The 25,707-nt window shown below is 45.6% G+C and carries 25 protein-coding genes and 1 pseudogene; 12 read left to right on the top strand and 14 right to left on the bottom strand.

Features of this window, described 5'->3' with window-relative positions:
- Positions 1-202: 202 nt before the first annotated feature.
- Complete coding sequence (locus MHI55_RS06545; protein WP_339189294.1) at positions 203-2,149, bottom strand: FAD-dependent oxidoreductase; 1,947 nt, start codon at positions 2,147-2,149, stop codon at positions 203-205.
- Between the two features lie 436 nt (positions 2,150-2,585).
- Here MHI55_RS06545 and MHI55_RS06540 point away from each other — a divergent pair, with 436 nt between their 5' ends.
- Positions 2,586-3,257 (top strand): 3'-5' exonuclease, encoded by a 672-nt coding sequence (locus tag MHI55_RS06540; RefSeq protein ID WP_017690193.1) that lies wholly within the window; start codon positions 2,586-2,588, stop codon positions 3,255-3,257.
- A 57-nt stretch (positions 3,258-3,314) separates the two neighbouring features.
- Here the strand turns inward: MHI55_RS06540 and MHI55_RS06535 are convergent, their stop codons facing one another.
- From MHI55_RS06535 to MHI55_RS06525, 3 genes are all read right to left on the bottom strand, one after another.
- Entirely contained in the window at positions 3,315-4,286 is a 972-nt protein-coding gene (locus tag MHI55_RS06535; RefSeq protein WP_036669185.1) for a WYL domain-containing protein, read from the bottom strand.
- Positions 4,287-4,437: 151 nt separating this feature from the next.
- The gene (locus MHI55_RS06530) at positions 4,438-5,142 is read right to left on the bottom strand and encodes a hypothetical protein (protein WP_017690195.1); all 705 of its coding nucleotides are present in this window, start codon (positions 5,140-5,142) and stop codon (positions 4,438-4,440) included.
- A gap of 207 nt (positions 5,143-5,349) precedes the next feature.
- Positions 5,350-5,517 carry a hypothetical protein gene (locus MHI55_RS06525; RefSeq protein ID WP_164783260.1) on the bottom strand — a complete coding sequence of 56 codons (168 nt, stop codon included), beginning with the start codon at positions 5,515-5,517 and terminating at the stop codon, positions 5,350-5,352.
- Positions 5,518-5,847: 330 nt separating this feature from the next.
- Between MHI55_RS06525 and MHI55_RS06520 the strand changes: the two genes are divergently transcribed.
- The 6 genes from MHI55_RS06520 to queF all read left to right on the top strand — a co-directional run bounded on the left by MHI55_RS06520 (position 5,848) and on the right by queF (position 9,971).
- Positions 5,848-6,303 carry a hypothetical protein gene (locus MHI55_RS06520; RefSeq protein ID WP_036611459.1) on the top strand — a complete coding sequence of 152 codons (456 nt, stop codon included), beginning with the start codon at positions 5,848-5,850 and terminating at the stop codon, positions 6,301-6,303.
- A gap of 18 nt (positions 6,304-6,321) precedes the next feature.
- Positions 6,322-7,026, top strand: a complete 705-nt coding sequence (locus MHI55_RS06515; RefSeq protein WP_282319147.1) for an AIM24 family protein — start codon at positions 6,322-6,324, stop codon at positions 7,024-7,026.
- Between the two features lie 373 nt (positions 7,027-7,399).
- Positions 7,400-8,077, top strand: a complete 678-nt coding sequence (queC, locus tag MHI55_RS06510; RefSeq protein ID WP_150366675.1) for a 7-cyano-7-deazaguanine synthase QueC — start codon at positions 7,400-7,402, stop codon at positions 8,075-8,077.
- Positions 8,074-8,565 carry a 6-carboxytetrahydropterin synthase QueD gene (gene queD / locus MHI55_RS06505; protein ID WP_253431357.1) on the top strand — a complete coding sequence of 164 codons (492 nt, stop codon included), beginning with the start codon at positions 8,074-8,076 and terminating at the stop codon, positions 8,563-8,565. The genes queC and queD overlap by 4 nt, the downstream gene beginning before the upstream one ends.
- Positions 8,558-9,331, top strand: coding sequence for a 7-carboxy-7-deazaguanine synthase QueE (queE, locus tag MHI55_RS06500; RefSeq protein WP_076251366.1), 774 nt, complete (start codon positions 8,558-8,560; stop codon positions 9,329-9,331). Before queD ends, queE begins: the two co-directional genes overlap by 8 nt.
- Before the next feature lie 148 nt (positions 9,332-9,479).
- Complete coding sequence (gene queF / locus MHI55_RS06495; RefSeq protein WP_076251365.1) at positions 9,480-9,971, top strand: preQ(1) synthase; 492 nt, start codon at positions 9,480-9,482, stop codon at positions 9,969-9,971.
- A 153-nt stretch (positions 9,972-10,124) separates the two neighbouring features.
- Here the strand turns inward: queF and MHI55_RS06490 are convergent, their stop codons facing one another.
- Positions 10,125-10,337 (bottom strand): hypothetical protein, encoded by a 213-nt coding sequence (locus MHI55_RS06490; RefSeq protein ID WP_076251363.1) that lies wholly within the window; start codon positions 10,335-10,337, stop codon positions 10,125-10,127.
- Between the two features lie 210 nt (positions 10,338-10,547).
- Here MHI55_RS06490 and MHI55_RS06485 point away from each other — a divergent pair, with 210 nt between their 5' ends.
- A complete protein-coding gene (locus tag MHI55_RS06485; protein ID WP_036611474.1) occupies positions 10,548-11,822 on the top strand; it encodes an MFS transporter in 1,275 nt (424 codons plus the stop codon).
- Between the two features lie 420 nt (positions 11,823-12,242).
- On the opposite strand, the gene MHI55_RS06480 is transcribed toward MHI55_RS06485, so the two are convergent.
- From MHI55_RS06480 to MHI55_RS06445, 8 genes are all read right to left on the bottom strand, one after another.
- Positions 12,243-12,731, bottom strand: a complete 489-nt coding sequence (locus tag MHI55_RS06480) for a prolyl-tRNA synthetase associated domain-containing protein (protein ID WP_340389348.1) — start codon at positions 12,729-12,731, stop codon at positions 12,243-12,245.
- A gap of 58 nt (positions 12,732-12,789) precedes the next feature.
- On the bottom strand, positions 12,790-13,635 hold the full coding sequence (locus MHI55_RS06475) for an EcsC family protein (protein WP_083669829.1): 846 nt from the start codon (positions 13,633-13,635) through the stop codon (positions 12,790-12,792).
- Between the two features lie 194 nt (positions 13,636-13,829).
- Entirely contained in the window at positions 13,830-14,810 is a 981-nt protein-coding gene (locus MHI55_RS06470) for a family 43 glycosylhydrolase (RefSeq protein ID WP_282319151.1), read from the bottom strand.
- Between the two features lie 477 nt (positions 14,811-15,287).
- The gene (locus MHI55_RS06465; protein ID WP_340390577.1) at positions 15,288-16,703 is read right to left on the bottom strand and encodes an arabinan endo-1,5-alpha-L-arabinosidase; all 1,416 of its coding nucleotides are present in this window, start codon (positions 16,701-16,703) and stop codon (positions 15,288-15,290) included.
- 56 nt (positions 16,704-16,759) lie between these two features.
- On the bottom strand, positions 16,760-17,602 hold the full coding sequence (locus MHI55_RS06460; RefSeq protein ID WP_036611483.1) for a carbohydrate ABC transporter permease: 843 nt from the start codon (positions 17,600-17,602) through the stop codon (positions 16,760-16,762).
- Between the two features lie 26 nt (positions 17,603-17,628).
- The gene (locus MHI55_RS06455) at positions 17,629-18,519 is read right to left on the bottom strand and encodes a sugar ABC transporter permease (RefSeq protein WP_036611613.1); all 891 of its coding nucleotides are present in this window, start codon (positions 18,517-18,519) and stop codon (positions 17,629-17,631) included.
- Between the two features lie 157 nt (positions 18,520-18,676).
- Positions 18,677-20,017 (bottom strand): sugar ABC transporter substrate-binding protein, encoded by a 1,341-nt coding sequence (locus MHI55_RS06450; RefSeq protein WP_036611486.1) that lies wholly within the window; start codon positions 20,015-20,017, stop codon positions 18,677-18,679.
- A 132-nt stretch (positions 20,018-20,149) separates the two neighbouring features.
- Complete coding sequence (locus MHI55_RS06445) at positions 20,150-21,061, bottom strand: glycoside hydrolase family 43 protein (protein ID WP_076251708.1); 912 nt, start codon at positions 21,059-21,061, stop codon at positions 20,150-20,152.
- A gap of 397 nt (positions 21,062-21,458) precedes the next feature.
- On the opposite strand from MHI55_RS06445, the gene MHI55_RS06440 reads away from it, so the two are divergent.
- The 4 genes and pseudogenes from MHI55_RS06440 to MHI55_RS06425 all read left to right on the top strand — a co-directional run bounded on the left by MHI55_RS06440 (position 21,459) and on the right by MHI55_RS06425 (position 24,742).
- Positions 21,459-22,376, top strand: coding sequence for a winged helix-turn-helix transcriptional regulator (locus MHI55_RS06440; RefSeq protein WP_076251357.1), 918 nt, complete (start codon positions 21,459-21,461; stop codon positions 22,374-22,376).
- Positions 22,377-22,650: 274 nt separating this feature from the next.
- Positions 22,651-23,568: a YafY family protein gene (locus MHI55_RS06435; RefSeq protein WP_076251355.1), complete on the top strand. Its 918-nt coding sequence runs from the start codon at positions 22,651-22,653 to the stop codon at positions 23,566-23,568.
- Positions 23,569-23,651: 83 nt separating this feature from the next.
- A complete protein-coding gene (locus MHI55_RS06430) occupies positions 23,652-24,161 on the top strand; it encodes a DinB family protein (protein WP_076251353.1) in 510 nt (169 codons plus the stop codon).
- Between the two features lie 11 nt (positions 24,162-24,172).
- Positions 24,173-24,742 (top strand): annotated as a pseudogene (locus tag MHI55_RS06425) (YdeI/OmpD-associated family protein).
- A gap of 80 nt (positions 24,743-24,822) precedes the next feature.
- Here the strand turns inward: MHI55_RS06425 and MHI55_RS06420 are convergent.
- Positions 24,823-25,689, bottom strand: a complete 867-nt coding sequence (locus MHI55_RS06420; RefSeq protein ID WP_036611501.1) for a helix-turn-helix domain-containing protein — start codon at positions 25,687-25,689, stop codon at positions 24,823-24,825.
- Positions 25,690-25,707 lie beyond the last annotated feature (18 nt).

Genomic DNA, 25,707 nt, shown 5'->3' with positions numbered 1-25,707 from the left:
CGGGCCCTGCCGGCGGAGGTTGCAACCCTGTAGGGGCATTCTCTTCCGCAGCTCGCGAGGTAGGAATTTATGAAGCAGCTACAGGAACCTTGCACCACACTGTTCCCTCTCTGTTGAAGCTGGCTTGCACAATCATGTCCTCGTTATAACGCTGTTATCATTTTTGACCACATTAGTTCATTTACAAGTAATTGTCAACCAATTAGTCGAATACAACTCCTGAATAATACTCCACTACATCACGAATGAGCATAAACGCATCCCCATTTGTAAGATTGTTCTTGTCAGCAATGCCAGCAAGCGTGTCGGCACTTATAAAGTTTTGTGTTTGCAAATGAGCAAGTGCCTGTTCAAGTGAAGTTTCCGTTTCTGAAGATCCCATTGCCAGACATAACATATACGCAGCCTGATCCAACGTTAAAGGTAGGGTTACGGCATTCTCCATATTTGCTAGAGCTTGGTCGGCACTGCCTGTGTAGGCTTCTGGAAACATCGCTTGCATTCTTTTCAATTTACTTAAAAATCGTTCTGGATTCATTCCTTTATCCAGTTCCCAACCATCGTTATTATAATTGCCTGAAGTCATATACATACTCGCTGCAGCCAGCAATCCCTTGTAATCCTTATGCTCCATATAATCAGGCTGTTCGAAACGATGTACTTTCAGATCCATCCCCTGATTCTCCAGCATCTTACGTAATTCAGATGCTCGCTCTTCGGAAGTTGAGAGTTCGCGGAAGGACTCCTTATGGATATATGCCAGCTTGACCGCCGCTCCTGCTGCTTCTCCCTCTGCCATTCCCAGTGGGACAACTCTTGCACTACCGTGTGGGATTGTATCAAAACTTGCTGCACGTCCAACGACGAGCAAACCATCAACCTTTAGCGGTACAAGCGAGCGAAAGGGTACACCATATTGAATCGGACTCAACATAATCGTGCCGGGATTTCCAACACTCGTGCTCTGAATATCAATATCGTATGAGCCGTATCCAATGGCATCCCAATGATCACGATTTTCCATGACATCAGCTAATGTTAATCGGTACTCGCCATAGATATGACGTGATTCCCTCACGTAAAGTTCGTTCGCTGTTCCAGCATATTGTAGCCCTGCAAATTCATCATAATTTTCCTTCAGAAAATCAACAATTAGTGGGGCTTCTTTACGCCCGATTTCCAGACCTTTTTTCACAGATATCGGATCTAACGGATCTACCCCAAAGATTTGCATCGTATTAATCAAGATTGTATCATCATTTTGTCTTCCGATATTCAGACTGCGAATCTTAATATGTTGTGGATTGGAGGATTCATATTTTCGAGCATCACCGTACCCCCAAGCACTCATCTTATCAACCCCGGTTCCCTCTCTTTCCCTAAACTTTTGCCATACCTCATCAGTAACACCGCTTAACTTGAATACAAGCGTAGACACCATTTTCGATTTACCATCTCCAATATCTTGTCTACCTATGGAGTATGGAACTCCTGCAGCGGCTGCAATATCCGCATCTTGCGTTGCATCAATGATAGAGCGGGTTGAGATCTGAACAGTTGTTCCATCTTCTTTAGTTATGCTCATACCCGTTATTGTCGTGTGATCTCCCGTAGATTGTTCAGTAAGTGGGACTAATTCCTTAACATTCATCAACAGGTCAATATTAGGTTCAGAACGAACCATCCGATAGAAAATGTTAGCCGCTGTATTGGTATCAAATGAACTACCCTCGATCTGGTCAAACCATTCCTGGAAGATACCTTTGTTCAAAAAGTCAGGCTGCCGCAAACTACTCAATAACTGCGGTTGTTCAGGGGAATAATTTAGATCCAGCGTATTAAGACCTCCCTCGGTCAACAATCCTCCCAACATGTTGCGATCTCTTGCTTCCACCAGCAATACACGCATCCCATTACGAGCAGCTGATAAGGCAGCAGTAATACCTTCCGGATCCGTTCCAGCTACAATAACGTTATAGGAATCTTTCAGGTTTAGTGTAGATTGCACGTCCTCCAAAGGCTGCCATACATAATTATTATTAAATTTATAATTCTTGTTCCAAATATAGAATGCACCATATGCAGCGCTCATTAAAACAATAAACACACTGGCTATAATTGTTGTTATTTTCAATTTTCTACTAATCAAAGAAACAAACCTCCATATGTACTTGAAATTCAATAATACTAACTCGTGAAGTAGTTTTCCTATGTTATACCAACAACCGACTAACTTTTTCTCCTTTCCTACATGAGTATGCTATAAATAATAAAAAACTCCCCAACACTTCAAACGGTGTTAGGAAGTTCTGATAATAAGACGTAAAATTCTACTTTTATGTTGCCATAAATACAAACAAAACATAGGAAAAGTCCCTAACTTTCCTCATTATAACGACCACTTTTGGCGAAGTAAAGACTTACCAAAACCGGAAATGCATTAGAAAGACCATTAAACACTCAGACTGTCCGTTCATCCTGACTACAATGAATTCTCTGGCGATGGCTGACATGGCAGCACGTTCCCTGTAATATAGAGGAATAGAAATCTATCACAGGTATTAATCGATAAAGGAGCTTGTCCTATGCCATATATCATATATGATCTTGAATTCACGGTAAGCCGCAATACTCGCTATTCTTCTGAAATTATTGATATCGGTGCCGTTAAAGTTACGGAAAGTGCGGATGGATTGGTCGTAACGGATACGTTCCATACGTATGTTCGTCCTTCCAATAAGTCTGTTCTTTCCACTGACACGATTCAGTTTACAGGTATCACACAGAAAGATATTGATGCAGCCCCTCTTTTTCCGGCAGCACTGAATCAATTCATCGCCTGGATGGGAAGTGACCCCTATTACATGTGTTCCTGGGGACCCGATGACCGCAGCAAACTGATCTCTCATTGTCGCACCCATCAACTTGATGTGGCCTGGATCACCAATCATAACGATCTCCAGCAACAATGGTCCCGCACCGTTCGTAAAGAAGGTAAGTTCCGTCAACTCGGACTCGCTCAGGCTCTTGAAATCTGCGGAATTGAATTTGATGGTACCCAGCATCGTGCCTTGGATGATGCCATCAATACAGCCAAGGTGTTTATGCATCAATTTGACCGTTTCACTCTGGAAAACAACTGTGCAGCCGATGATGAGGGCATTACATCCAAGGTTGTTTATTCCAGCTCCACAGAAGATGAAGAAAAAGAATCCCCATTTGGCAATCTGGCAAGCCTTTTCAAAACCAAAGAGTAACCGTCCACAGCACAGTACTTAATCGTGTTTTGGCTTAGGATAGGTGGCATTCTAATCTCAACTTTTATTGTACATTTGTTGCCAATAGTTTAGACGTTCTTTCATCTTGATGCGGCAGATCTCCGGTTCGAGAATTTCCGCATCAGGTCCATATTTAGATATCCATACAAGAAATTCGTCAACATCACTTAATATGGCTTCAAATAACAGGCTACCTTCCGGTTCAATGGTTAGGATGGGTCGTAAAAAAAATTGCTCCTGCATCACACGCTCCACAGCATGGGGTGCAAATCGAATTTTGAACGCAGTCCACTCCGTACTTCCCTCGTATGCCCAAGGAATGCGGAAGTGCGATTGCATCAGATAATCCTCTTTGCGAAACGTGCGTGGCAATATTCGTATCTTTTGCAGCCGGCTCACCTGAAATATTCGAAGTTTCTCCGACAGGTGACAATACCCTAACAGCTCAAATCTGTATTCACGAGGGATAAGACAGTAAGGATCTATACGTACGATCCCTTTTTTACCTTGAGACAGATACTCCCCTTCAATGGTGTTCTGTGAAATGCCAGCCTGAAGCAGGGTAATCATGGATTGATTCTGCGAATCGTTGTTTTCATTTTGCCATGCGGGCAATCCCGCTTTGAACAATCCACTAATTTGCTCCGACCATTCCACTCGTTCTGTTTTGTTTTTCTGACTCGCAGCAACCACTTTCTCATAAGCGCTCTCAAAAGCAGGTTTCAGCAAAGGACGAATATTCTCCATAACTTCAGCAAGATGCATGAAGGCTTGGGCTTCTTCATCAGACCAATTTAGCGGATACATGGCAAATTGGCTGATAAACATGTACCCTTGCCCGTGTCCCATATTGGCGATCGGGATATGCATTGCACTGAGGGCCTCCATGTCGCGGTATATCGTCCTTTCCGTCGTCTCGCATCGCTGGGCGAGCTCACGTGCCAGTATGCCTGGCTTCGCCTGCACCAGCGTTATAATGCGCATTAATCGGATTAGTCGGTCTGTCATTTTGCCGGACCCTCCACGATGTTGTTTCAATAAATTTGATACAACTCCATCCATTGTTTAATATGATATTGATACATACATTCGACCTTCTCCTAAACTTCACCTTCAAATATGTAGACTCTCTCTATACCGTTACCACCTGAAATCAACCCTATTCCCCTAATATCTTTTTTTCACGATCATGATATCCTGTTGTAAACGTGATCTCATAGTGATAACGCAACTTTTCAACGATCTCGGCTTCCGCGTAATAGTCCAGATCTTGCTTCCGCGCAGCTTCAATTAACAAGGCATCAGCATGACGACGTAACATATTACTTCCTTCTTGAACCCGGCCTCTTTCGTAGGCGCGCAGGGCTTGTTTGATCAAGGGTACCGTTTCACTTAATTTGATCGTCTTTTCCACCTTGGGATCTTCTGGCTGTCGCAGCATGCCCAGATGACTGGTGTACTGAATATACAACTGTTCTCTTCGTAACAATACACGTTGACTTTGCTTCAACTTCCTTGTGCTCCAGTAGGCTGAACATACGGCAGCTTTTCCTGATACACGGGGTCCCATGACGAATTCAAGCAAAATTTGTTTACTTTCTCCCTTGTACATATCCCCAAGCCTCAATAACCAGCCAATATCCGTTTCTTTGGAACGACATCCATAAATGCCTTTTAGCTGTACTCCATATTCCGGTTTGAGCAAAAGTTCCAAATCTCTTGATACAATTTTGGGTGCTATTTTCCTAAGTCTTTTGGCAGGGGCACCGTTACGCCACTCTACCATCATATATACGGGGTCGGCTCCCCCTGTCGGTATGGCCTCTTTATTCCACGAATAAGATACTTCAAAGACTGAGTTCACTGGTAGTCTCTCCCCCGATTTATGTGTATTATCTTCTAAGTTATCAGGGTGAATGGACACTATATTGTCACGGAACACATGTTCTCATTAAATTTTTCCAATATATTAGTTTTATATCCCTAAATCCGTCTCAATACGACAATAAACGACGAAAAAGCCTGGCATTATGCCAAGCTTATCAATCACTTATCTATGACAAGTCCCAAATTAAACAGTAGGATGATCGATTCCCATTTTGTGTAAATATTGTACACTATCTGCTTCGTTTACCGGTGCATAGGTGACACTGTCAATGACCAGCTTACGCCCTACTGGCTCTCCATTAACAGTGATCATAATTGTTTTGGTTGATGTGTTCTGATCTGCTGTATACATATGTTTCTACTCCTTCATGTTCACGATCTTATATTCAATCGGATATATTGGTATCGTTCATTAAATTGCGCATTTGTGAATAGCATGCACCCGGAACTGAAGTAAAAGATCTGTAAAACGGTCCGGTATGCTTGCCTATCGTTCTATTACCCCGCAGATTTGTAAGCTAAACAGCCCTGTTCCTAAATAATTTTATATATTTCGGGTAATAAAACGATATCATCTTGAACCCATCGTCCCGGTTTTGACGTATAATGTAAGAGCCGTATTTCAACAATAGACGACGAATTCGGCGATTGATCTATCTAACCGAAGAAAGAGGTGTTAACGATGCCAAAATCCATTCAGGGTTATTTCATTCGGGTGTTATTCACCACATGCATTCTATTTACCGTTTCGATCGCTTCGACAGTAAGTGCAGCCAGTGCCAATATTTTTACGGATATATACAGCGGATGGGAGCGAGTCTCCGAACTGCCCGGAGAAGTGAACGCTCTGCAGGAAAGTTATAAGCAAACGATGGAGCAATTAAATCAAACGTCTGCTCAGTTGGGACAAGCCCAGGCCAATGTCGAAGCATTTAAGACCCAGAACGAACAACTACTGGCTCAGAACCAGAAACTAACTGAAATGGTAAGTAAATTACAGGACGACCAGAATGCCAAAGCAGCTACCACCAAACGAATTCAGACGACGATCATCACTGTCGTTTCTCTCATATTGGGTTACTTTGTTCTGATTCGTGTGATGCGCTGGGGAATGCGTCGCCGTTCGGGCCGAGTATAAAAGAACAGGAGCAACTGCATGAACATACACCTGAACAATGCTGAAGCAAGCGGAGCAGGACAAGTCGTCACATTTTCACTGATTAAAGATGACCGCCTTCATATTTTGCATCCGCAGCAGATTGTGGCCTTCCGCGGTCCAAGTGGGAGTCGCAATGATAAATTCATGAATATCACGGGCATATATCGCAAAAAAAAGCTGATTAAATCCGAAATCACCGGACCTTGCCAATTTGTGGCTGCCCTGCCTCCCGGATTCACGATGAAGGAAGTGGAGCTCACGGAGGACAGTGATCTGCTCTATGACTTCCGCCACCTGTTCTTCTACTCTGATGGTGTAACCATGCATACCAAAATTCAGAAAATCAAAAACATGCTGATCACCCGTGATGCAGTGAAAATGAAATTTTCCGGCAAAGGCAAAATCGGATTGCTCACTCAAGGTCAGGTCTGCCAACAGGAACTTCACCCAACAGCGCCGCTCTATGTGGATGCTGGTAGCATTATTGCCTATCCCGAAAATGCACATCTGGAACTCACCGTATATGGTAACAACCTTGCCAGTCAGCATATGAATTATCATTGGAAGATGACAGGACATGGATCTGTACTCTTTCAGGCGGGACGTGAGAATCACCGCTTGGAACAGGATCTTAACGATGAGGGACTGTTAAAACGAATTCTGAAAGAAGTGATCCCTTTCGGCAATGTATTGATCAAATAAGCTGTTAGTTGATGGAGCCGACCAATTAGCTTCCACTATGCTCCAGTGGGGTGGTCACCACACCGTTTCATGTTATAATGGTTCAGACAATTGAAGAAGAAAATCCATGCCTGTGGCATGGGAGAGGTTCGCGAACTCCCTCTATAAGACTTGACCATGTGATGGTCAGTATAAGTCTTGCGTACACATTGCGGTCACCATGCAATCATGTACGTAAAAAACTAAGGACACTTACTCTTGCCTGCTTTTTTGAAGCGGTTATCGAGAAGGTGTGTTTTTTGATGGATGCCAGTTCATGAACTTCTCTGTTCTTCCGACACTCTATGCCTATGTGCATGGTTTGATCTCAAGAAGATGGAGAGGTTTTTTTATGTTGAACGAAGAAAAAGCAGTCGTTGTATTCAGCGGCGGTCAGGATAGTACCACGTGTCTGTTCTGGGCCAAACAACAGTTTGCCGAAGTCGAGGTTGTTACGTTTGATTATGGTCAGCGCCACAAGCTGGAGATTGAATGTGCAGCCGAGATCGCTCGTGATCTGGGCGTACAGCAAACGGTACTCGATATGAGCCTGTTAAATCAGCTTGCCCCCAATGCGCTCACTCGCACGGATGTGGAGATTACACATGAAGAAGGCGAACTGCCGAGTACATTTGTAGATGGACGAAATTTGCTGTTCCTCAGTTTTGCGGCCATTATGGCCAAGCAAAAAGGAGCACGTCACCTGGTTACAGGTGTATGTGAGACGGATTTCAGCGGATACCCGGATTGCCGTGATTCATTTGTGAAGTCGATGAATGTGACGCTTAACCTGTCGATGGACTATCCATTTGTCATTCATACGCCGCTCATGTGGCTGGACAAAGCCCAAACGTGGAAGATGGCGGATGATCTCGGCGCCTTTGATTATGTACGCGAGCGTACCTTAACCTGCTATAACGGCGTGATCGGCGATGGATGCGGAGAATGCCCTGCTTGCAAACTGCGCAAAGCCGGACTGGATCGTTATGTACAGCAACGTGCTGCCGGATCTACGGGAGTGGATGTACGATGAGAGAGCCTGGAACATTCCGTATTGTAGAGCATCTGCAACGCATCGGAGAAGATATTCTGCCCACCCAGCTGCGCTATCACCGCAAACGTGTGCTCGTCAGCAAAGAGTTTACTTTTGACGCGGCACATCATCTACATTGTTATGAAGGCAAGTGCAAGAACTTGCACGGTCATACGTATAAAGTTATTTTTGGCATCAGCGGTTATCCAGGTGAAACCGGGCTGACGGTTGATTTTGGACATATCAAAGATATATGGAAAACTCAGATTGAGGGATATCTGGATCATCAGTACCTCAACGAGACGCTTCCTTTAATGAATACAACGGCTGAAAATATGGTCGTTTGGCTATTCGAACAGATGGAAAATGCGTTACAAACGGAGCCCTATGCCGGGCTAACGGACGGTGGACGGACGGAGTTTGTCCGACTCTTCGAGACACCAACCAGTTACGCGGAAGCGAGACGGGAGTGGATGATCGATGAGTAGTGTGACACAACAGGTGAATGAGACGGGATCTCGCAAAGAGGCTCGTATTCCCGTGATGGAGATTTTTGGACCGACAGTTCAAGGCGAAGGCATGGTGATCGGGCAAAAAACGATGTTTGTTCGCACCGCGGGCTGCGATTATCGCTGCTCCTGGTGCGACTCGGCCTTTACCTGGGACGGCAGCGGCAAGGACCAGATTCGCATGATTACGCCAGAGGATGTATGGGAAGAATTGCGCCGCGTTGGCGGCACCCGTTTCTCCCATGTCACTATCTCTGGCGGTAATCCCGCCCTGCTCGCTTCGCTGGGCGGATTGGTTGCCCTGCTGCGGGAGAACGGCATCCGCACTGCGGTGGAGACACAGGGCTCCCGCTGGCAGCCTTGGCTGGCGAACATTGACGAAGTCACCGTCTCGCCCAAGCCACCCAGCTCCGGCATGGACACCGATTGGGCCGTGCTGGATGATCTGATCGAACGGTTGGCCGCTGGCCCGGTAGAACGAAGTCACAGTCTGAAGATCGTGATCTTCGATGAGACAGACTTGGACTATGCCCGCCGTGTGCATGCACGGTATCCGGGCACGGATTTATTTTTGCAAACCGGGAACCCGGATGTGACTTCCGCTGATACGCCAGATCTGGCGTCCTCACTGCTTGCTCGCTATGAGTGGCTGATCGACCAAGTTAGTGCATCCGATGACCTCAACAACGTTCGTGTGCTTCCACAGCTTCATACGTTGGTATGGGGCAACAAACGCGGCGTGTGATGGGTAGTATGGGTGGAATGGGCGGCATGATGTAAGGATGAGGACGAAATGTCCTTAGAAAACAAGAGAATTAAACAGGCGAAATTGCCTATTCATATATACCGCGAGGCTTTGGGCTTTGACGGAAACAAGGAGCGTTTAATAACCGATGAGACAACCTGATGAGATGCAAGATGTGACGTTGCTGGGCAACCAGAACGTAAAATATACGTTTGAATATGATCCGGGAATCTTGGAGAACTTTGATAACAAACATCCGTACCGTGATTATTTTGTGAAATTCAACTGTCCGGAGTTCACTAGCCTATGCCCGATTACGGGTCAGCCGGACTTTGCGACGATCTATATCAGCTACATTCCTGATATCAAAATGGTGGAGAGCAAATCGCTCAAACTATACCTATTCAGCTTCCGCAACCATGGTGATTTCCACGAGGATTGTGTGAATATTATCATGAACGACCTGATCAAGCTGATGGACCCGCGCTTCATTGAAGTATGGGGCAAATTCACACCGCGCGGCGGCATTTCCATTGACCCGTATACGAACTATGGTAAGCCGGGAACAAAGTACGAGCAGATGGCCGACCACCGCATGATGAACCATGATATGTATCCGGAGACGATTGATAATCGTTAAACTGGCGGGTAAATAAACTCTGCTATAACTAAAATAAATTATAGGACACAGAAAAGCCGAACTCTTCAAAACCTGAAGAGATCCGGCTTTTTCTTTGGTTAGTATACACCTGTATGAGACTAAGTGTCTCAACGCAATTGGATCGCAGCGCATTCAAGTAGACTGATCTTCCTTTAGTGCTTTGATTTTTTTAATGTAATGTCTCAACATCATCACACCAATCGATTGAAAAATGATAAATATGACGATAGCCACAGACAAAGATGCTGGGGAAACATATATAGCCTGAAACGTTATTACAGCCATATACAAAATAGTCATCACCAACTCACGTTTGGCGGATTCATAAGGTGATAAGGATTTCATATCCATCCCTCCTCTATCCTTCTTACACATAAATATGGGTCTTCTTACAGTATACGCTAAAGTAATACGTTTCTTTTGTAAATGTACGTTTTCTCATGTTCCCCTTGTCGGTCCAATCAATCTATCCTATTATGTAACAATATGCTTACACGCATATATTACAACATCAGGCGCTGATCCCTCGTGACCGCGACCAAAGGAGAATTGTACATGTCTACTCAATCCACTTTAACCAAGGACGCCGCAGCGCGTTCGAAAGCCCCACCCGGATCGGATGCCCAAAGCACCGTTTACCGGATACTCATTGCCATTAGTTTGGTTCATCTCTTCAATGATTCGATCCAGTCGGTTATTCCAGCCATTTTTCCGATTCTGAAAGATTCTATGCATCTCACGTATACTCAGATCGGATGGATCTCCTTTGCTATTAACTTTACCGCATCCATTATGCAGCCTGTCGTAGGCTGGTTTGCAGATAAAAAACCGACGCCATCCATTCTGCCCATTGGCATGGGTTTTACATTTACCGGCATGTTGCTGTTGGCTTTCGCTGACAGTTACATGGCTGTCCTAATTTCCGTTATTTTTGTGGGTCTGGGTTCTGCCGCTTTCCATCCGGAGGGTTCACGGGTATCGCATATGGCTGCTGGTCAGCGCCGCGGGCTGGCACAATCCATCTTCCAAGTCGGTGGTAACGCAGGGCAATCCCTTGCCCCATTGCTTACACGCTGGATCTTTATCCCGTTTGGACTGTTCGGTGCCATTGGATTTACAGGCATTGCTGCCATGGGGATTGCGGTTCAGATCTACATCGCCCGTTGGTATGGACGCATGCTGCAATCGGGAGGATACCTGCGTAGACAAGCTGCTGCCCGTCGTGCACCCAATCCTGCTTTACGTAAAAAGATTACTGCCGCCATCACGCTATTGATCTTGCTCGTCTTTGTTCGTTCCTGGTATATCGCTTCCATCGGCAGCTTTTATGCGTTTAATCTGAAAGATACTTTTGGATTGTCCACAGAGGACGCGCAGATCTATATCTTCTTGTTCCTGGCTGCTGGAGCACTTGGTACATTCTTCGGAGGACCTCTTGCGGACCGATTCGGCAAACGTAACCTGATCTTCCTGTCCATGGCTGGAGCTGCTCCTCTGGCTCTGTTGTTGCCCTATGCGAATCTGTTCTGGACAGGCGTACTGCTAACCATTATTGGTTTTATTATGTTATCCAGCTTCTCGGTTACGGTTGTGTACGCACAGATGCTGATTCCGGGCAAAATCGGAACGGTTTCCGGTCTAATTACTGGTCTGGCATTTGGTATGGGAGGTCTGGGCGCACTCGTGCTGGGCAACTGGATTGACGTTTTCGGTGTATCACCCGTAATGCAGATGTGCAGCTTCCTGCCCCTGCTCGGGATCTTCACGTTCCTGCTTCCATCCGATAAATTACTCAATATCTGGGCGAAAGAAAACGGTAGTGAAGAGTAAAAAATACATCAATAGGTGCCCACTTTTTATTCTATATTAGATCCAATCCTTACGTGCAGCATTGCCCTTATAAGACGTTATCTTGCGCTAACGAACCTGACAGCACTTATTTGAACGAATACTGCCGATTTCGCAATCTAAAGAATCTGAGGAACGCTATTCCCGAGAAAAAGGCCGAAAACCTTGGAATGTGCGTGTGAAATGCAGAAATAACGTGTCTGAGATTCTTTAGAAATCGGGATTAGTGAAATATCGCCCAGTAGCGTCTGCTGAGTTCGTTAGATTTCACTTTAGTCACCTACATTTGCAGTCTATATAAAATGTTTGAACCATAACAAAAGGGTTCTTGCCAACTCTGTATTCACAGACTGGCAGGAACCCTTTTTTATATTTGTTGTTCTCGTATTTAGCTTCAACCGTTTATTCCACGTCACACATGACAACGTTGCTACCTTGAGCCGTTATCAGTTCCTTCACATCTTCAAATTCAAGGAATACCGTCGCCGTATTTTCCATGGGATGAATTCCAATTTTCTGACCAACTAAATCCTTGTCAAAAACTACGGTCACGTTTTTCTGAATATTATTGAGAACCCCCATAGGGTTGACGTGCCCTTTTTCCAATCCGAGGAATTCCAACAAATCCTTTTCACTGGCAAAACTTAATTTGCGGCTAGGTATCTTTTCGCTTAAACTTCTCAAATCAACGGACTTCGTCCCAGCAATCGTCACCAGATAATAGTTGCGCTTCTTATCATCACGCAGAAACAGATTTTTAACGATACGTTCTGTATGTGGAATCTGATAAGAGAATATTTCCTCCATCGTGTATACTGCGGGATGTTCAATACTTTTGTAAACGATATTATTGCGATCTAAAAGATCATAGAAACCCTGTTTGTTTAACATATCAAATTCATCTCTTTCAATATAAATATTCTTCTATAATATGACTTCTTCTGTAATATTACTTCAAACGCTGAAGGATCAGCCGTTTTTTGTACAACATTTTGCCTGCTTCGGCGACATCTCGAATTGTATTTTTGTTGCTCACCGAACCAAACACCATGCCTGCAATCGGCACAAGTTGGAACAGCTTCTTCCAGCCAAAAGATTCACTGTAGGAGTTAAACACTTCCCGCCATCCCTGCATCTGCGATACTACTTCAATGGGTTTGTCGGGATCATCATAAGCGGCCAGTTCTTCAATGATCGCTTTCTTGCCTACAATATCAGCGGAAGAGAATTGCAGACATTTGACAATGAAGATACGCTCCAGCGGTTCATCTGGATCATAACCATAACATAGAGCCATCTCTTGCAGTACCTTCAAGGAAAGCCCCATCACCATCGGAATATCTGCAGCAATGGTTACAATGCCACCAAACCCTGTAGCTGCTCCCTGAGCCGCGGCAAACTTCGTTCGACTCTCGGTAATGTTATCAGCCACCTGGTCCAGCACCTGAAGTGGCAGATTCTCTACACTATGAATCTTTGCTGTCCCCTCCGCTTCAGATTCCTGCTCCAGACGATAGGTCGTATCCATCATGGAATAACCGGACCTCCCGGCTTCCTCTTGCAACAGCTTGGCTACTTTTTTCTTCTGTACGAGAAACTTGCCCCCATTCTGCACATACTGACCCACGTCGTTCAGGGAATCTCCGATCTTCTGTTTCAGCGCTTTAGGCATCACTTTATCCAACATCGCAAAGGGCAAACGCCCGATTTTATCCCAAATAAACAAGTCTTTCTGTTGTTTCTCCCATTTCAAAATCTGTTCAAGTTCCTTGTCCAACGTCTCGCGTGAATCCATATGTGATCCTCCTAATAGGTTCTGCATCGTAATCTGTATCTCTCTCATACGCAGAAATCATCGTTGTGGTTGCTTTGTTTTGTGTCCAGGACACATATGTTCAGGCCACTCTATCTTATCGTTCACACCCAGAAGAGCCCTTAATCAGCATCACTCGCTAACTAAGGGCTCTCATATTAAGGTTTCATTACCTCTTATTTTGCTTCTGCTACTGCGCTGCCATCTGGGACCGGAACACCGAAATCAGGTGTGCCATCTTCACGCCAATGAATCACTTGAGCACGGGCATGGCGGTTCGGATCATACAAGGGATCACCCTCGATGTCTTTGTAATTACGCGCATGATAAATCAGAATATCGGTCTTGCCATCCGGTGACACCGTAAAGCTATTATGACCCGGGCCGTATTGGCCGTTCGCTTCACAAGTCTGGAATACCGGCTTGGGTGATTTCACCCAGCTGGCCGGATCAAGCAAGTCGGCATTTTCATCTGCAGTGAGCAGACCCATACAATAATTGTAATCAGTCGCGCTGGCCGAGTAGCCGATGAACAAACGCCCATTCCGATGCATCACGGCTGCTCCTTCATTGACCTTAAAGCCGATGATCTCCCAATCATACTCTGGCGTAGAGATCATAACCTGTTCGCCGCGTAGCGTCCATGGGTTCTCCATTTCGGCAATGTACAGGTTGGAGTTGCCCACAATATCGGGATCTTTCTGTGCCCAGACCAGATAGCGGATTCCCTTATGTTCAAAGGTCGTTGCATCCAGCGCGAATGATTCCCACCGGGTGTGAATCTGCCCTTTCTCTACCCACTCTCCTTCGAGTGGATTCGCGGAATCGTTCTCCAGGACATACATCCGATGATCGAACAGACCTTCGTTGGTCTCACTGGTGTGAGCGGCAGCGTAGTGTATGTACCATTTGCCATCGATAAAATGAATCTCCGGTGCCCAAATGTTGGCACTCATTGGCCCTGTGTCACGCTTCGTCCAAGCCGTTACCGGCTCAGCATCTCTTAACTCTTCCAACGTCTCTGCTCTTCGGATTTCAATCCGGTCAAAGGCTGGCACGGAAGCGGAGAAATAATAGTAACCGTCTGTATGACGGTACACCCACGGATCAGCACGTTGCTCCAGGATAGGATTAGTAAATGTAATGGAATCAGTCATGGGAATGCTCCCCTTTCAAATGTTGTTTGACTCGTAGTTTGGGGATGTAACCCAATTGCGAAAAAGCGAAAACCCTTTTGAGGTGGTGCACAGCGGACGTTCGGGGGTGGCAGGGCCTTGGTGCTCTCTTGTCCTCCGATTTCTCTTTCCACCGCTCCTGGCGGTTGAAATCGGATGCCAAACTCGCTCCTGCGGCTCCTTCCTCCCCCTCACTGCTTGTGCACCATCGGAGCAGCAGCTCGCTCTCACCGCGCTCGCTGGGTTACAACTCAACTTCGAGCCTTTTTTGTGGCTCGGTCTTATGGGGTTGACCGCTTCGCAGGGTCAACTCTCCCCATGTAATGCAGGGCTGGCCGCAGAGCTATTGGCCAACTTTGTCATACACAGCGGACGTTCGGGGGTGGTAGGGCCTTGGCGCTCTCTGCTTGTGCACCTTGGCGCAGCAGCTCGTCTCTTTTCTCTCTCGCAGCTCGCTCCTTATTCCTCAGCTGCGCTGATCTGCTTGCCCCAGACCGCCATGCCGTGGTCATCGAGGCCTGTCACCACCAGCGCGGGCTGGCTTCGTTCCCAGTCCCAGGACGGCAGCAGTTGCAGCTCTTCCGTGGAAGCTCCGCCCCATGGGCTTTCTTTCCACTTCAACGTCAGTGTTTGTTTGTCATCAAATGTCCAGGTTCCTGAACCTTTTTCGCTTTTAATTTTACCGTTGCTTGTTAGGGTATAAGGCACGGCTTGAATCTGCCCGTCCACGGACGGATCAAGCGCCATGCCTTCCCACTCCCCGGCAATCATGGATTTCGGAATATCCTGTGCAGTCTCACCTGCGTAACGTTCAGGTGAAACCACAGGCCAGCCATCCTTGGTCCATAACATTTTGCGTACATGCAGATATGGCCAGTTTTTATCCGTCTCGCCCCGTGCATGATGCACGATGTAATAATCGTCTCCGTCCTTCAGAACCGAGTTATGTCCGGGCGCAACCCAGCCCTCGCCTTCTGTGAAGCGATAACCGCCGAGAATTTTGGTGCCGATCTCATATTGCGGCAGATGATCCGTATCCAGCATGTTCATGCCATTCATGTCCGTGTACGGTCCTGTGATCGAATCAGCACGCGCAACCCGCACGTTATAATCTTCGAATAAGGAATCATAGGAGACGAACAGATAATACTTTTTGAACTCCGGGTTATACACAATGTATGGACCTTCCACTGCGCCCTCTTCAGTTGCACGATCCCGAGCAGCAATGCAAGTACCGTAACCCTCGTCCTTGAATTTCCCGGTGTCGGGATCAAGTGGCGCAATATAGATGCCGTCAAAGAATGAACCGTATACCATCCACGAATTGCCCTCAGCATCTACGATGGGATTAGCATCAATGGCATTTAACTTGTCCTGTTCATTCGCAGAGGTTTTCACAACCAGCCCTTCATCTGTCCATGGACCTTCGGGAGATGAGGATGTCTGAAGACCAATAGCTGACTGGGTACTGCCAAAAGAAGAAGCCGAATAATACATCCGATAGGTATCACCAGCCTGAATCACATCCGGTGCCCACAGATTGACTGCACCTGTCCAATCCAGCGCTTCTTGCGGAATCCCGGGCAGAGCCTGACCTACCCATGTCCAGTGGATCAGATCATCTGATTTGCGTACCATGACACCGGGTTTCGCTTCTCCTGCTACACGAACGTCTGTGGAATAGACGTAGTATCCCTGGTCTGTTTTGATAATGGCCGGATCATGCGCATTGTTAACCGTCCAGCGTGATTCATCGTCCAAAATGGAAGTGTCATACAGCTGAGTATCTTGAGGAGCTTCAGGAAAGACGGGACGGGACACCGTTTCTCCTGCTCCAGAACAACCAGTAGCTCCAACAACCAACAATAACAACATGGAAGCAACCACTCCTTTTCCTGAATTCGACCACCGTCGGAATTTCTTCCGCTGGTTCATCCCTTCACTCCCGAAATGGCAACCGATTCAATAATCTGTTTCTGGAAGATCAGGAAGATGATTAATACAGGTAACAGAGCCACAATCGACGCCGCCATAATAAGCGGGTAATCGGTTTGAATCGCATACGTGGCATTAAAGTTTGCTATAACGAGCTGTAACGTCTGCTTCTCTGGTGAATTCAGATAAATAATCGGTGCCAGATAATCGTTCCAGATGCCCATGAACCAGAGAATCAGCTGTGCAGCAATCGCCGGTTTGATAAGCGGAAACGTAATACTGGAGTACAGCCGGAAGTAGGAACTTCCATCGATTTTGGCCGCCTCAATAATTGCATCAGGTACACTAAGCAGGTACTGGCGCAGGAAGAAGATCATGATTACGTTACCGAACAGGCCAGGAACAATCAGTGGTAACAGCGTATCCACCCAGCCCAGCTTTGCAAACATGATGAATTGCGGGATCATGACTGTTGGATAAGGAATCATCATGGATGCCAGCAACGCGAGAAACAGTTTGTTTTTGTGCGGGAATCTTAATTTGGCAAAAGCAAAGGCAGCGATACTGGACGTAAACGTACCCACCACCGTTACACTTACCGCAACGATGAGGCTGTTTTTGATCCCGCTGAGTAGGGGACCGGCTTCCCAGATTTCTTTATACTTTCCAAATTGGAATACTTCAGGTATCCATACAGGCGGAAGCGCGAACACATCCTGCTTCTCCTTCAATGAAGTGGACAACATCCAGATCAGTGGTGCAATCATCGCAATCGCCCCAATCGCGAGTACGATAAAGATGATCGAGTTTGTTAATTTCCTCTTTTGACTGTAAGACATCTCCGGTTCACTCCTTTCCTTGACAATCAATCCCCATCATAGGCTGATTTTTCGTTCATTTTGAATTGCACCAGGGTAATGACAAAAATGAAAATACCAAGAATCATGGCCATCGCTGAGGCATAACCCATCTGCAAGTTACTGAAGGCTTTCTGCCAGATGTAGAAAACGATTGATGCCGAAGAGTATTCAGGACCACCCGTAGGTGTCATAATGTTCATCTCGGTGAAGATCTGGGAACCGCCAATGATATTTGTAACAATGAGGAAAAAGGTAACTGGCTTCACCATAGGCCAGGTGATATTGCGGAAGATTTGGAACCCGTTCGCTCCATCCAGCTCAGCCGCCTCGTAGTATGTACGTGATACACTTTGCAGTGCTGCCAGGTACAACAACATCGTGTATCCCAAGCCTTTCCACACCGTCATAATAATCAAAGCCGGTTTAACCGTGTCTTTGTTCGCTAGCCAGTTAGGACCTTTAATCCCAAACAGGTCAAGGAACTGGTTCACCAGACCGTAATCCCCGTTGTACGCCCAGTTCCACATGATGGACACCGCAGCGAGGGAAGAAATAACCGGAATGTAATAGATCACACGGAATGTCGTCGTGCCGGGAATTTTACGATTCAGACCCATTGCCAGCAATAATGCGAGCAACAATCCAATTGGAATACCAAGCATCAGGAAGAATGTATTAAACATCGCTTTGTAAAAGAGGTCATCCGTGAGCAAATCCTTGAAGTTGGCCAAACCGATAAAGTTCATCTGTCCCAGTCCGTCCCAATCCGTAAAGGAACCATAAAGGGAGTAGAGGAACGGGAACATGACAAAGATCAGCAATCCAAGAATCGGAGGTAAAATAAACAGATATCCGTACAGCATCTCTTTGCGATACAAACTCGATTTCGTAATCACGGCGTTCACCCCTGTTTCTAGTATCAGCATGTGGCATTCTTCGATTGAACCTTGTCGATCAACGAATGCCACATGCCCGTATGGAATCCAATAAGTTCCAATACGAATGATGCCAGCAGCATGATTGCAGGCTGCCGGCATCACCCTTTCCTATCTACTATTTCTGAGATTTCTTTTCTTGTTCTACCGCTTTGTCGAGCAGTTTTTGCATTTTCGGTTGTTGCTGCTTCACATAGTCTGCGGCTGTAATCTTGCCATCCAATACCGGCTGGATGTCCGTGAAGAACAGGTCATACCATTCCGCATTGTACGTGTAGTTACCTGGCAGAGCCCGGCCGTAATCTTCAACAATATCAATGAATTCCTGTTTGTTGGCTGGTTTCGTGGATGTATCTTTGGCCCACTCGTCTGCCATATCAAGCAAGTTCGGAATTTGTACCTTGGCATCTACCAGTTGTTGCATGCCTTCCTTCGAAGCCGTAAGGTAGTTCACCAATGCTGCTGCTTCTTCTGGATGTTTCGTTTTCGCGGATACTCCGATTCCCAGAGATCCGATCCACGTTGCCGATTTGCCAGTTGATCCCGCAGGGAATGGCAGCAAATCATAATCGAAAGGCAATTTCTCAAATGTACTCATATCCCATGGGCCTACAGGGAAGAAAGCCATTTCACCTTTCATCCAGCGTTGATACGTATCCAATGTTTGCGCTTCCTCAATGGAAGGTGTAATTTTGTATACGTTCTGCATATCCGCGAAGAATTGCAGTGCTTCAGCGAATTTTGGATCATCAATCGTTACTTTTGTTTTGGTCTCATCCAACCAATCCCCACCGTTACTCCATACAAAGGATTGCAGTGCCCACTGTACGTTGAATCCAGTACCGTATACATCCGGTTTACCATCTCCATTGGTATCCTTGGTCGCTTGCTGGTTCACCTTGATGAACTCTTCCCATGTGTATGGTTTATCCTTGTCAGGGAGTGGGATGCCCTCTTTTTCAAACAACGTTTTGTTGTAGCCCAGTGCAAATGGCCCCAGATCCTTCGGCATACCGTAGATATCACCTTGACCTGCCATTTGGCCGTCATAACGATACAGGTCCACGCCGTATTTCCAGATATTATCGAGATCAACATCCGGATTGTTTTCAATATACGAAGTGAGGTTCATCAGCACATTGCTGTTCACATACGCTTTCACGTCACCCGGATTGATATAAAATACGTCAGGCAAGCTGTTGCCTGTAATTGCCGCTCTTAGCTTGGTTGCATATTGATCCGCAGCCGTTACGATAATTTTGACTTTCACACCCGGATGATCTTCTTCGAATTTCTTGACCACCGCTTGGTATGCTTTCTGCTCATCAGTACCGCCGCGGAACATAAACGTTAACTCCTTGTCCCCACTTGCACCGCTGCTTCCTCCGCAACCTGCGAGTACCAGCGCACTTACCAGCATAAGAAGCATAAATGTGACCCAATTCTTTTTCTTTACCATCTGAACCCCTCCTGATCTGGACTTGTAACCGTATTCAATTGGATGAAATAAGATTTCTGTTGTTAAATTTATCAAATCCAGATCACTTTAGTCAACACTTTTATAAAACATTTTATATTTATATAAAATAAATCAATATTTCGGCCAGCCACTCGAGTCCCAAAGCAAGTCATTAATCAGCAATTTCGGATTGCCATTATCCTCTGCATCATAGGCATGTCTTGCGATGACATTGCCGTTGTACACGTCCTGACCACCTGGACCTTTCCATTTTACATTGCCTGTATCCAATATCGTTCCGCCACCATTCAGCATATTAACTCCGTTTTTGTCCACATAAGGGCCTGTTATACTGGTCGAACGTCCATAGACCATTTTGTAGGTACTGTTCACCCCTTGGCAGCAAGAATCGATGGAAGCAAACAGGTAATAGTAGCCGCCACGATATACAATACTTGGTCCTTCAATAGCACCTCCGTTATTCGGGCGCGCAGCAATGGAAGTTATACTTCCCGTCGGTTTCATCGTGTTTTTGTCCAGCTTGACAATCTTCAGGCCACTCCAGAAAGAACCAAAGGCCAGCCATGGATTGCCTGAAGCATCAATGACCAGATTTGGATCAATGGCATTATAATTATTGGCGGTCGTGGTTTGAAGCACCAATCCTTCGTCCTTCCACTGCCCTGCTCCAATGCTATTCGCAGACGCAAGACCAATCGCAGACCGATTGGAGCCAAAGGTGGAGATTGAATAATAGAGCCATACTTTTCCGTTATACTGCTCTACATCCGGTGCCCATACATCCAATCCGCTTTGTCCCGGAACGGCAGAAGCCCACCAGGATGGCTTACTTAAGAAGATCTGTGGAACACGATACCAGGACGATCCATTATCGGATTTCAATACTTGAATGCCCGGGCCGGTTGAAAAGGTGTACCAGGAATTGCCCTCTTTGATAATCGACGGATCATGAACAGCGGTATCTCCGGTCAGATTCCAGAATGCCGCCAAAGCTTTTGACTGACCTGCCAGCAGTAATACCATCACAAGTAATGCCGGTAACGCCAACCGTTTCCACTTAAACCTCTTCACATTGCTTAACTTTTCCAAACTGAACTCCACCTTTCCTGTTCAAATGGTTAATTAGGTTCATGAAGTATTGAATCAATTTAGGTATAATAGGATTATAAAAGCGGTTACATGACATTTCAATGGTATATTTCAAATATATGTGAACTGATTAACACTTATTTTAACCGGATTAGTGGACAAAATATAGATTATATTTTCGTATTTGCGCTATATACAAGGGTTTTGGCTTCTATTTCTCCACCCTTCCCTTCCATGAGGGAATGATTTATAATTATCTGAAATAAAACATATAAATGTGCAAATGTCTGTGTCGAAGACTTTGTTCAGAACGGGGAAAGGAAATCCACCTATGATTTATATTAAAGATCTGATGTCGGGTGTGAATATCTTCAAAGCGCTCAGTTCGGAAATCCGGATTCAGATCATCGAGCTGCTGGCCAAGAACCAAAGTCTTAATCTCAATGATCTTGCAACCAAGCTGGGACTGAGCAATGGCGCCATCACGATGCATATCAAGAAGCTTGAAGAGAGCGGATTGATCGAGATCAACACCGCCGTTGGCAAACATGGAATTCAGAAGATATGTTATCTCAATGAGGAAAAATTGATGGTTGATCTGCGTTCACAAGAGATTAACAATCGTTATGAGGTGGAAATTCAGGTCGGTCATTATAGCGATTATCAGGCCGCACCTACATGTGGTCTCGCTACCCGGGACAGCATTGTTGGAGAGTTCGATGATCCGCGGTACTTTGCTGATCCACTGCGAATTGATGCGGAGATGATCTGGCTGGCTGAAGGTTATCTGGAATATCGGATTCCAAACTATCTCAAACCCAATCAGTCCTTTAGCGAAATTCAGTTGTCGATGGAACTGGGATCGGAGGCCCCTGGCTTTTGTGACAATTACCCTTCGGATATTTACTTCTATGTCAATGGGATTGAGATTGGCTGCTGGACAAGTCCGGGGGATTTTGGCAATACACGCGGTACCTTTAATCCGGAATGGTGGCCTCCGCACTTGAATCAGTACGGCATGCTGAAGCTGATCCGGATTACACAGGAAGGCAGCTATATCGACGGATGCCGCATCTCGGACGTGACGTTGGACCAGATTAGGCTGGATTACAAAAGCGATATTCACTTCCGCATTGCGGTTACGGACGAACCTTTGAACAAACGGGGCTTAACGATCTTTGGTAAAAACTTCGGAAACTATGGACAGAATCTGCTCGCTCGGGTTCTCTATAACGTGCAAGAAGAGTAGAGCCGGCTCTGACTATTCACTCGATATTAATTAAGTTCGACCGATCTGCTAACGTAACTGTTCAACACAACAACAATCATGTGTCTTCGAAAGGGTGCTATCCAGCACTCTTTTTTGTTTGCTCTCGCCTAAGAACTTGTCCTATCATGTTGGAACAAAACATACTGGATGATATGACTCCTATAGCCCCTCTGTAATCCTCCATGTTGTTTACCCTGGCGTGATATAATAATGGCCTATAAAGACAAAATGGAATAACGGGCGGGGATACCTTTTGAAATTGGAGCGATTAATCTCAATCATATATAAACTACTGAACCACGAAGTATTGTCTGCTTCCACCTTGGCTGAAGAGTTTCAGGTGTCCCCAAGAACGATCTATCGGGATATTGATGTAATCTGTGCCGCCGGCTTCCCGGTCGTCTCCCATCAGGGACTCAAAGGCGGCTATGGCATGATGGACGGATACAAGATGGATAAAAGCTTGCTTGGTTCTTATGATGTGGATTCCCTGATCACGGTCCTGAGCAGTCTGTCCACAGTATTCGAAGATGCACGTGCACAAGGCACGATTGAACGTCTGCAAACGATTGGACCGGAGCATCAAACCTCAAGTCTCTCGGTGGATCTGGAGACACGTCGAACAGAACCTGATGCCCTTCCTCATCTGCGTAAAGGTATTACGGATCATCAGGTTGTCCGTTTTGACTACATCAATACGAAAAATGAACATACCCCCCGCCATCTGGAACCGGTAAGACTTCATTTTAAATATCGTAATTGGTATATATATGGATTTTGCCAGACACGGCAGGATTATCGCGAGTTCCGACTGTCCCGGATGATGAACGTGCAACTGACATCGGAACACTTCCAACCCCACCTTGAGCTTCCCCAAGAGACGGTTGTCTCAGATCCATCATGGCAAGATCAGGTAAGTGATGTGGTATTTCGGGTGAACCCGGAAGCGCTCGCGGAAGCCATGGATCATTTTCAACAGGCAGATAAGCAATTTCACGAGGATGGAAGTATGACAATGCGTATCTCGGTTCATCAACCGTTACAAGCCAAGTGGTTATGGTCGTTTCTACTTAGTTTAGGCAGTGGCGCCGAGGTACTTGAACCGATTGAATTAAGAGACATTCTGAAAGAACAACTTCGAAACGCACTTAAGCTCTATGAAGAAGTATGACACGCTGTTGTCATACTTCTTTTTTTATAATCATCTCAGTAAGTTCATCTAATCCATCGCCAAATTAAAGGAGACGATCATCAATGAATCATCCGGAACAAATGTATAACTACCACGCATGGGCCAATCAAACCATCCTGGGCAGAATCAAGGAACTGCCCTCCTCTGTCCTGAGTCAGGAAGTGAACAGTTCATATCCAACCATTGCTCACGCACTCAGCCATATCTATACAGTGGATAAGATGTGGTATCTGGTGTTAACTGGCACCGGGATGCCCGAGGCACTGCAAGCATGCATACCACTCAATAGTGAAATTCACGGTTCTGTGGATGAGTACATCCAATGTTTTACCGACCTGTCGGCACAATACAGTGAGTGGTTACGAGGCCAAGCTGATCTGGAGCAAACCATTCTACTCGATAATCCATTTGCAGGAGTTCGCGAAACCAGCTTATCGGACATCGTAATCCATGTAGTTAACCACGGAACCTATCATCGAGGCAATGTTTCTACCATGCTGCGTCAATTGGGGTATGCCTCCATCATGAATGACTATTCACTCTTTTGGTATCAGGAACCGGCTCAAGTATAGTTGACAATCGGATGGAAAATGTAAATTGTATCCCCATGACGTCGAGGGATGAATTGAGAAATTGGTTGCATACGCGTGGAAAAGTCGAGAAATCTTGCTGGGTAATGATAAGCATAAAACCCGTGCCAAATACCCTGCTGTATTTGGACGTGGTTGAGGAGTCGCTGTGCTTTGGCTGGATCGATGGAGTCAAAAAGAAAATATCCGAGACTCAATTAGCACAGAGATTATCTCCTAGAAGTAAACGCAGCTCATGGACTGAATTGAACAAGGAACGTGTCCGTCGTCTTGAAAAGTTGGGCTTCATGCATGACGAGGGTAGAAAGGTTCTTCCTGTTATGGAGCCAAATGCTTTCATAATTGATGGTGTGATCGAACAGAGGCTGAAATAAGATCATCAGGTTTATGCAAATTTCATGTCCTTTCCTACCCTGTATCAAAACGTTCGGATCGATACGATCCAAAGTGTTAAGAATCAGCCAGCATTATTCCAGAGCAGATTGAATAAGTTCATAACCAACACAAAGGAAAATAAAATGTACGGTCAGTGGCATGACAACGGACGGCTCTTGAACTATTGAACTCCCCCTTTTCCCTGAGACAGCAGACAGGACCTCCATATGAGGAGGCCCTGTTTTGGTGTTTTATATTCGGTCATGTATTAATGAGTCTGCCTGTATGTTTTTGGAGACTTGCCAAAAGCTTTCTTAAACTGGCGGGTGAAATAATTACTGTCGTTAAATCCACATTCATACGAAATTTCCGTGATGGACAGATTCCCGTTTTTCAACAAATGACATGCCTTCTCCAGACGCAACTTTTGCAGATAAGAGATCGGGGTCATCTGATAATAGGATCGAAAAATCCGATTCAGATGCCTTATTGAGATATTCGACTTCCCCGCAATATCCTCTAGCGACAGTGGCTCCAGATAATGATCTTCAATAAATGAAATGGCATTTGCCAGATGCATCAGATTATTACCTTCGATCCCTTTCTCCTGCGTATCATATTGCCTCGACAAATAAACAACCATCTCCGTAAGACGTGAGATCAACATCGTCTGATACCCTTGCTGTTTACTCTGATACTCTTCAATCATGAACGATATCAGTGATTCTACATACTCCAGACTGGAAATGGATAACGCCAATTTACTCGGAAAGGAGTGAATATTACGATAAAACGGTTCCAAAACAAACAGCGCCTGGAAGCCGTTAGATTTTCTCAGATCGGGCCCAGCCGAAGCAAGCATCTCGGGACTGAACATAATGTTACAGATCCTAAAATCATGAGGGTCTTTATACGCATGATGGGTGTCGCCATTAATCACAAATGCGTTCCCTTTTTTAATAAAAAATTCCTCGGTGTTCACCACATGGGTTGCATGACCATTCAGAACAATCACAAGTTCCGTAAAATCCATATGATTATGAAGCTCCATGTCCTCAACATGTCCACCGTACTGAATAAAAAACGGAAATTGTTGATGGTCCGAGGTAAACCATCTCAAATATGCATTACTCAAAAGCACCCCTCCTCGAAC

It is taken from the genome of Paenibacillus sp. FSL E2-0151, from assembly GCF_037993015.1.
In the GTDB taxonomy this organism is placed as follows: Bacteria; Bacillota; Bacilli; order Paenibacillales; family Paenibacillaceae; genus Paenibacillus; species Paenibacillus amylolyticus.
Note: the sequence above shows the minus strand (reverse complement) of the source record. Positions and strands in the feature narration are given on the sequence as shown.